Annotated in this window: 3 protein-coding genes and 1 pseudogene; all 4 read left to right on the top strand. The window is 38.1% G+C overall.

The window, feature by feature from the left end:
- Positions 1-187: 187 nt before the first annotated feature.
- Positions 188-1,093 (top strand): annotated as a pseudogene (locus tag IQ234_RS19320) (ATP-binding cassette domain-containing protein); the annotation flags it as partial.
- Positions 1,094-1,419: 326 nt separating this feature from the next.
- Positions 1,420-3,441, top strand: coding sequence for a phospholipase effector Tle1 domain-containing protein (locus IQ234_RS19315; protein WP_193958268.1), 2,022 nt, complete (start codon positions 1,420-1,422; stop codon positions 3,439-3,441).
- 51 nt (positions 3,442-3,492) lie between these two features.
- Positions 3,493-3,996, top strand: coding sequence for a hypothetical protein (locus tag IQ234_RS19310; protein ID WP_193958267.1), 504 nt, complete (start codon positions 3,493-3,495; stop codon positions 3,994-3,996).
- A gap of 111 nt (positions 3,997-4,107) precedes the next feature.
- Entirely contained in the window at positions 4,108-5,769 is a 1,662-nt protein-coding gene (locus tag IQ234_RS19305) for a GUN4 domain-containing protein (protein ID WP_193958266.1), read from the top strand.
- The last annotated feature ends 680 nt before the right edge of the window (positions 5,770-6,449 follow it).

Below are 6,449 nucleotides of genomic sequence, written 5' to 3'. Positions count from 1 at the left end.
CAGGATATACTCCACAAAAGCGTTTAAACTCTTCTGGATTCAAATTTTTTACTTTTTCGTAAGTCATTGTTTTTCTGAGTGTTTTACTTTATTTTACATAATCAGTTCCTATTTTTGCAGGAGGTCTTCTCAATCACTTTGCTTGTTCATGAGTACCAGAATAACTCCTGACCCCGATGAGGGGATACATTTTGCCTTTGAGAAAGTCACTTTACAAACTCCCGACTATGAGCAGGTAATTGTCGAAGATCTATCTCTTTCTGTTCAACCCGGTGAAGGATTACTGATTGTTGGCCCTAGTGGCCACGGCAAAAGTTCCCTCCTACGAGCGATCGCGGGTTTATGGAATTCCGGTACCGGATGTTTAATGCGGCCACCCCTTGAAGAAATTCTCTTTTTACCCCAACGTCCCCACATTATCTTAGGAACCTTACGGGAACAACTGCTCTATCCTCAGACCGATCATCAGATAACTAATAGCGAAATTCAAGCAGTATTACAACAAGTCAATTTACAAAACGCCCTAAGTCGGGTGGATGAATTTGACTCTGAAAAACCCTGGGAAAACATTCTCTCTCTGGGAGAACAACAACGTCTAGCCTTTGCTCGGCTCTTAGTTAATCCCCCCAGTTTTATCATTTTAGATGAAGCAACCAGCACCCTAGATTTAGTCAACGAAAGGATTCTATATGATCAATTAAAAGCTCGTAAGACAACTTTTATTAGTGTCCGTCATCGAGAAAGTCTCTTTAATTACCATCAATGGGTTCTAGAACTCTCGGCTAACTCTAGTTGGGAACTCTTGACCGTTGAGGATTATCGCCTTAAGAAAGCGCAAGAAATGTTTACTAATACCCCTAATGACAATTATGTACAATCTGATATTACCATTAATTATGAGTCAGAATCACCAGAAACACATCAGTCTCTTGAAGGACTTTCTCATCAAGAGATGAAACTATTAACCTACTTATCGATCTCTAGTGTTCGGAGTAAAGCTAGTCGCGGAAATTTGATCGTAGCCAACGGTGGTTTTACCTATCGTTATGACAAAAATCCTCAAATCTTAAAGTGGCTTAAAATCTCACCTTAAGCGCTCTGGCTGGAAAAGATTGATATAATCAGGGCAATAGCCGGACACCGAATCGACCCCAGAACCTGAACAAACCCTCCAGCTGTCTAACGATGCCAGCAATTTAACTGCCAGTTTCTACCAACAACAATTGACCGCGAATATGGGATGAGAGGCTATTGAAGCTAAATTTTGTGAAAACTTCTCACTTATATCGCTAGATAACTAAAATGTGGTAAGCTAGACGGTGACGTTCACAAAGACCGCGACAGATAGATAAATCTCTTATTAGTCAGAGTCCCTGAACCCCTGATTACCTCTTTCTCCCCTAGGTGATTACAAAACCAATGGCTGAACAACGCTCTGTACTAAAATTTAATGGCATTGATGATCACATGGATCTATCCCACGGATTTCTTGACATCGATCAGAGTATTACCATTACATTTTGGGCAAAAGGGGAAAATAATTTATCTACAGAAACGACTCTTTTAGAAGCTGTTAATCAGGAAAATAACCGCGTTCTACATATTACCTTGCCTTGGGGCGATCCCGTGAAACCTGCGATTTTTTGGGATGCGGGAAACGAAGAAGGTTTCGATCGAATTGAAAAACAAGTCAAGCTTAAGGATTATAGTAATTGGACTTACTGGTCTTTTGTTAAAAATGCCACCACAGGCCGAATGTTGATCTATCGTAATGGGATCATTTGGCATCGTGGCAACGGTCATAACCGTGCCTTAACGGGGATTGAAAAAATCATCTTGGGAGCCTCTGTTAATCTCTCCCATTATTGGCAAGGTTGTCTTGCAGAAGTTTCTGTTTGGAATCAAGCACTTAGCCAAGAAGAAATCCAGAAAAAGATGTATCAATCTCCTGGGTTTGATGACCTTGGCTTAGTCACTTATTTATCACTTAATGGCAGTGCAGAGGATCAAACAAGTTATGGTAATCATGGTATTCTTCATGGGACAACCTGGCAACTAGATAGTCTTCCCTCTAAACCAACCTCGCTTCCTAAATCAAAAACTCAGACTAGCAGTAAAGCTAGAAGGAATGCGAAAAGGATAACAATGGTCAACGAAATTTTTAACTCCCTTGAAGAAGAAGAAGTGATTGAACAGGATGCTCCGGCCGAACATCAAGAACCTTCCCCGGAAGAGCATCCAGAATCAACTATAATCACCGAAGAAGCAGCTCTTCCCAACCATGAGAGCAATGAAATTGAGGAGATTACTGAAACGGCAATTTCTGCACCAGATATCCTGACTTATTCAAACCAGAAAAAACGGTTAATTATTTGTTGTGATGGTTCTTGGGAAGACTCTACCAGTGCTGATCCCACCAATGTGGTTAAATTCGCCGAATCTATTAAGTATATTGCCGAGGATCAAACCCATCAAATCGTCTTTTTGTCAGGTTCTGGCAGCGCCGAAGATAACGAATTTATTAAAAGTTTAGGGAATGAAACTTTTGGCTGGGGCCTTGATCGGATGATTCAAGATGCCTATCGTTTTCTTGTCCTTAACTATAATCCCACAAGCGAGGATGAAATTTATTTGTTAGGTTTTAGTCGCGGAGCATATATCGTTCGTTGTTTGGCTAGTTTTATCGATAAATGTGGAATCCTAAAACGATCTAAGATTAAAGAAATTCCCCAGGCTTATCAACTCTATCGAGACCACACCGTTAGTTCCGATAGTGCCAAAGCTCAACAATTTCGTGCCGCTAATGCCAAAAAAATTGAGACAGAAAAGGAAGATTTTCAAGATCGTATTCCAGTCAAGATGTTAGGTTGTTGGGATACAGTTGGTCATTTTGGTATTCCTGATTTAACTCCTTGGTTTCCCCTGGCTAAGTTTTATCATAAAAAATATGAATTTAGTAATACAAAATTAAGTCCGATTATCCAAAATGCTTTTCATGCTGTTGCCATTGATGAAAAACGGAAAAACTTTCCTTCCACTCCGATCAAAGCCAACCCAGAAAATCCTGAACAAGTTGTCAAAGAAGTTTTATTTGTCGGTGAACATACCTGTCTAGGTGGTGGCAAAAAAGAATATCAAGGACTTTCCGACTACCCCTTACAATGGATGATTAATCAAGCCAAAAAATTGGGATTAGAGTTTGACTCAACCACCTCTGAATTTGAGGAATTCCCAATTAAACTAGACCCGACCATCAAGTTCGATAATACGGTTAAGGGATTGTCGTCCTTGGGAGGTGAGCAATGGCGATATTTCAATACAAAAGTTGTCACTGTTCATCACAGTGTGGTAAAACGATTAAAGGCTTTTTCCGATTATCGTCCCAAAAGTCTTGAACCTTTTCTTCAAGCTTTACTTAACAGCGATCAACAGACAGATTAACCTTGCTTTAGAATTAAACCAATCCTTCGCTAAAAATTTGAGGTGATTTTTATGGAACTCGATAACATTATCAAAAAAGTGGCAGGTACTTATTTAGCTTCGGCTATTATTGCTGTCATCGTGCTAATTGTTACCCTCGGACAACCCTTTGTCGTTTTTCTGGGTATCGGAGCGATGGGGTTGGTTACTGTCTTAGGAGATGCGATCGCTCAGTATGGAATTGAAGCGGTTCTGAATGCTTTTTACACTGAGCGAAGTAAAAAAGAATCGCTGGAAACACTTTTAGCTGAAATTGATGCTTTACCTCTGACTGATGACCTGAAATTAAAAACTAAAAAATACTTGACTGACTATCAAGAACAGACAGCAAAGCAGCAAGAAACGGTAACTCAGCCAACTCCTGAAAGTCCTCAAACAGTTGTTATTGAAAATGAACCAGTTATTGAAAAGGAACCAGTTGTTGAAAATGAACCAGTTATTGAAAAGGAACCAATCCTTGAAAAGGAACCAGTTGTTGAAAATGAACCAGTTGTTGTTGAAGTTGAAAATGTTTAATTAGGTATTGCTCCCTCCTGTAATAGCTGGGAGCAGCGGATGATTATTGCTAAGTACTGAGGAATTTTTTGGTCTAAGATAGCTATGCTAAATAGGAACTCTCCACATCTGATGACCTATAAAAAAATTGCCATTTATGAGCAAAGCTATCAACTTCCTGTTTTTAAAAATAGATACTTAAAGAATTTTCAGAAAATCATCAAAGAACGTCGGAAATTAATTCAAGAAGGAGTTCGCTACCATTACTATTTTGGTAAGATTATTAAACGAAAAGAAAAAATTACTCAACAAGAAATCTTGATTGAGACTCAGTTATTAATTAAAGACTATAATTTATTAATTAACGGACTAGAAATCTATCAAGACGGATATTATCGTTTTTTACTACAACTCAGTGACAATCTCAAAATTTTATTTTCCCAAAAATATCAAGAATTAAAAATCTTAGACTACGAGAGAATAAAGTTAGAGATTAAAAATAATAATAATCAAAATATTCTCAATCAACTCAAGCTAGAAAAACAGGAAAATTTTCGGGCAATTTTGCTACTGGGAAAAACATCTTTTTTGATGTTGAGAAAAACTAAATTACTAGGGGAAGGAGTTCAGAAATTAGCCGAGGATACTCAAAAGCAGAAAAAAATTGTGCAAGCAATTATTCAAGAACTCAAAATTTATGAGGAATTAAATCATTATCAACTCAAATCTCAACGAGTTCGCCAAGAAATTGCGGATCTTGCCCAAAATGCGATTAATTTTGAAACCTACTTACAGGACTATTTTGCTCCTTTTCAATTATTAATAGAAGAAGTCATTAAGGTGGACGAAGAATTTTATGCAACAGTTGGAGAAATTAAGTATTTGGTAGATAATATTTTTCAACCTCAGCCTGATCTCTTAGAAACGTCAGATTCAGCAACAAGTTCTGAGTTTTTGTTAAATTTTCTAGCGACTGGTTACGAGAAAGAAGTAAGGTTAAAAGAGGCTTTTTCCTCTGATCAATTTAATGATTACTTATTCAATGAAAGTGAATGGTCAGAACAATTTATTTTCCTAGAAAAAACCATCAATAAATTATCTGATCATTTAGCAGAACAAGAGACTTGTCAAAAAGACACTATCCCCAAAACTCCCCCAGCAATAGTTATCTCTCAATTCACTCAAAACAATCTTGACAAATCTTCTAGTTCTAAAAATCCCCCGACTTCCCCAAATATCTTGACTCAAGAATCGGCCGATTTTGATTATAATCAATTACAAGATTTGCTAAGAAAGCAACAGTGGCAAGCGGCCGATCGCCAAACGACCAAACTACTATTAAAAATTTTGGGTAGAACCTACTGGAATGAGGTTTATCCTCAAGACATTGCTCAATTACCTTGTTCAGAACTGAAAAAAATTGATCAACTTTGGCTGCATTATAGTAATGGTCATTTCGGGTTTAGTATTCAGCAGGCCATTTTCTCTAGTCTCGGTGGTTTAGTGGATTATGAAACCCAAAAGAAACTTGGCGAGCGCTTAGGTTGGCGAAAGGAAGGTCAATGGCTCAATTATGAGCAACTAAACTTTGAATTAGAGCCGAATGCTCCCCTCGGTCATTTACCCGTTCATTGGTTGATTTTTGAGGAAAATCTTTGTTATCCATCGGCCGAGGTTGCTGACAATCAAAACTCCGTCGCTTTCTGGAGAGTTGGCAATTGGTTATTGTGGCAACTTCACCTCGTTTTAAGTAAAATTCAAGCCTGTGGAATTATTCCTCTGTCTGACTTTTAAAACCATCACTTTACTAAATTGTCCGTCAAAAGTTGATCAAGAAGCCCAGTCCCCAAAAAGTCATCCACAAGATGGGAATATTAGGGTTGAGTTGTTAGTTGTTTACTATTAGTCATTCCCTCGCTCTTGTGGCGAGCGATTTTTTTGTTTAGGGTATCTCTTGGGAAAATTACTGCGGCTCTTCGTTACTTGTTATGGTTCGATAGGGTGGCATAAATCGACTAAATCCTTATCTGGCAAGAGATTTAATTGATTAGTTCGCTCTAGATCAAAAACAATTGACAAAAATCGCCAAATGTCTTTCTCTATAAGGGTTCCATCTCTTATAACCCCCGTTCATTGCATAACACAAACCGAAGAACCATTACTGCTGGGATAAATTACTTTTTTATCGACTTTAATCTAATGGAGACTTTCTAAACGACTTCTAATTATTTATTTCCCCTTTTGCCTTTTGCTTGTTGACTTTTGCCTCTCCTCTATAAGTAGCCTATATTCAACGGATTTAGTATTACATTGAAACAGTAGTGACGAGTCTGCGTTCTCAGAACCAGGGAGCATCTCACCTTTGCAATAAGTAGAAATGCTTAATGAGATCAATAAAAAAGTTAAAAAAGGCAACCATTTAGATAAGCACAGCGATGACGAAGGACTTGCGGTACATTACCAGATTCCCAACT

The organism is Microcystis aeruginosa LEGE 91341 (genome assembly GCF_015206885.1).
GTDB classification, from domain to species: Bacteria; Cyanobacteriota; Cyanobacteriia; order Cyanobacteriales; family Microcystaceae; genus Microcystis; species Microcystis aeruginosa_H.
Note: the sequence above shows the minus strand (reverse complement) of the source record. Positions and strands in the feature narration are given on the sequence as shown.

Excerpts from the sequence above, each read along its gene's own strand:
- IQ234_RS19310 (WP_193958267.1), top strand. The coding sequence starts at position 3,493 with ATGGAACTCGATAACATTATCAAAAAAGTGGCAGGTACTTATTTAGCT.
- IQ234_RS19305 (WP_193958266.1), top strand. The coding sequence starts at position 4,108 with ATGACCTATAAAAAAATTGCCATTTATGAGCAAAGCTATCAACTTCCT.
- IQ234_RS19315 (WP_193958268.1), top strand. The coding sequence starts at position 1,420 with ATGGCTGAACAACGCTCTGTACTAAAATTTAATGGCATTGATGATCAC.